At 59.6% G+C, this 1,850-nt stretch carries 3 protein-coding genes; 1 reads left to right on the plus strand and 2 read right to left on the minus strand.

What is annotated here, in order from left to right; translation table 11 throughout:
• Together CWO89_RS43800 and CWO89_RS43805 are read right to left on the minus strand one after the other, a co-directional pair.
• Positions 1-234: helix-turn-helix domain-containing protein (locus CWO89_RS43800; RefSeq protein WP_130583586.1), on the minus strand; the 234-nt coding region annotated here is incomplete at its 3' end.
• Positions 235-507: 273 nt separating this feature from the next.
• On the minus strand, positions 508-780 hold the full coding sequence (locus CWO89_RS43805; protein WP_130230723.1) for a hypothetical protein: 273 nt from the start codon (positions 778-780) through the stop codon (positions 508-510).
• A gap of 632 nt (positions 781-1,412) precedes the next feature.
• On the opposite strand from CWO89_RS43805, the gene CWO89_RS43810 reads away from it, so the two are divergent.
• Complete coding sequence (locus CWO89_RS43810) at positions 1,413-1,703, plus strand: transposase (protein WP_165421601.1); 291 nt, start codon at positions 1,413-1,415, stop codon at positions 1,701-1,703.
• Positions 1,704-1,850: the final 147 nt, after the last annotated feature.

Raw genomic sequence — 1,850 nt, forward strand, 5'->3', positions numbered from 1 at the left:
CAAGCCAGCCAGGCGCCGCTCAATGAAACGCGACCGCCACTTCCCGACCGTAGCATTGGTGAGTTGCATTCGTTGCGCGATCGCATTGTTGGGCTCGCCATCTGCACTACTCAGTATAATGCGCGCTCGACTGCTGAGCGCCGCGGGCAGCGAGCGGCTACGTGCAAACGTTTGAAGCTGCGAACGCTCTTGATCCGACAACACCAGATCTGCCTTGGGTCTGCCTATCGTCATCGCCATCTCCATCCCACAAGATCGCGAGAACGATGCAGAATTAATGCCAGTTATTTGCGGGACAGGACACTAGCCGAGCAGCATATAATTACTGAAGCTAGCGCTCAAGTCACCTGCAAACGCATGAGGGACACATGCAGCTGCGCAAACTCGATGGAATTCACTCAAGCCAATTCAACTCATCGGAGCCAGAGTGGCAGGCGGCCTGCTCCGCCGTGCCGCAGCAACCCGCAGGTGCAGCAACGTCAGGCCGAGTCCGCAATTGGCGCCGTGTCAGATATCGACTCCCGACGGTATTATCCTCAGGCCCATCCCGAGGACTTGAGCCTCGCCCAGGCGGCGATCCAGACCGCCATTGGACGAGGAATACAGCGATTGAACACGGCGGCGGATTATCTTGCGGCGCTGCGCAGACTGGCGAACCATCTCGGAGCGGTCGGCATGAGGATTGCTGCACTCGATCACGACGCGCTGGTCAATTACGTCAAACAGTTCTTCGCGAGTGACAGGCACATGAGGTTCGCTCTGCCCTGGCTGCGTCATCATCGTGAGCCCGGTGCTCCACCTCCTCTCAGGCGCCTACTCCCCTCGGAGGATGACGAGATGCTCATCGACGAGGCGATCAAGCAAGCTGCTAGGCGCCGGAGATGGGAACCCAAAACCGCAGAGGACTATGCTCGGGTTCTTCGCAGATTGTCGCAGGATCTCGCGTCGCGAGGGCAAACGATTGCTGCATTCGATCACAACGCGTTGGCCGCTCACGCTATGCAGACTGTACCAGATTTCGAAAAGACAAAGATTGGCCCGGCTCTGACGGCGCTTCGTGAGTATCGGCAACCATTGGAGGATCTCACCTCCGAGTCTCCGCCAAGGTTTGCTGCGGCGAAACGTTTGAAGGTAGCGGATCATCTAGGTCCATTGCCAGGCGCAAGTTGGAACACCGCAAACTTTTGCCAAGGCGTGCCATCAGCCCGCTCGCGAGCTGACAGTGCAAATCAGCCAAGCTCGCTCGCACTGGGGGAGTTCGAAGCATCGAACTCCAACCCGCCACATCACCCAGCTTACGAACCGACTCCGCTTCTTAGTCCATCACCGTACGTCTCTCTGAAATGGACCCCGATTTTGGGACCACTTGCTTAGTTGGAAGGGGCTGCTCCGTTTGATAGACGGAGCGCATGATGACGACGAAGACGAGACGCAAGATCGACGCGGCACTGAAGGCGAAGATCGCGCTGGAAGCCGTGCGGGAGCAAGCGACGGTGGCCGATCTGGCCCAGCGCTACGAGGTTCACCCGAACCAGATCTATGCCTGGAAGAAGCAACTGCTGGACCAGGCGGCCCGGGCCTTTGACGCGGGTGTCGGGCGGGAGAGCGAGGACGCTCGCGAACGCGAGATCGAGAAGCTGCACGCCAAGATTGGACAACTGACAGTCGAGCGCGATTTTTTAGCGCGGAGGTCCGGAAGATGAGCACGCCGGACCGTCGAGGAATGCTCGATCGCGCCGACATGGCGCTGTCGATCCGCCGGCAATGCAGGTTGCTTGGCATCGCGCGCTCTGGGGTCTACCGGCCGCCACGGCCGGCCAACGACAACGACCTTGCCCTGATGCGGCGCC

It is taken from the genome of Bradyrhizobium sp. Leo170, from assembly GCF_004296405.1.
Taxonomy (GTDB): domain Bacteria; phylum Pseudomonadota; class Alphaproteobacteria; order Rhizobiales; family Xanthobacteraceae; genus Bradyrhizobium.

What these genes read in the sequence shown, in the direction of transcription:
- CWO89_RS43805 (WP_130230723.1), bottom strand. Translation starts at nt 780, where the DNA reads ATGATGACGCAGCCAGGGCAGAGCGAACCTCATGTGCCTGTCACTCGC.
- CWO89_RS43810 (WP_165421601.1), top strand. Translation starts at nt 1,413, where the DNA reads ATGACGACGAAGACGAGACGCAAGATCGACGCGGCACTGAAGGCGAAG.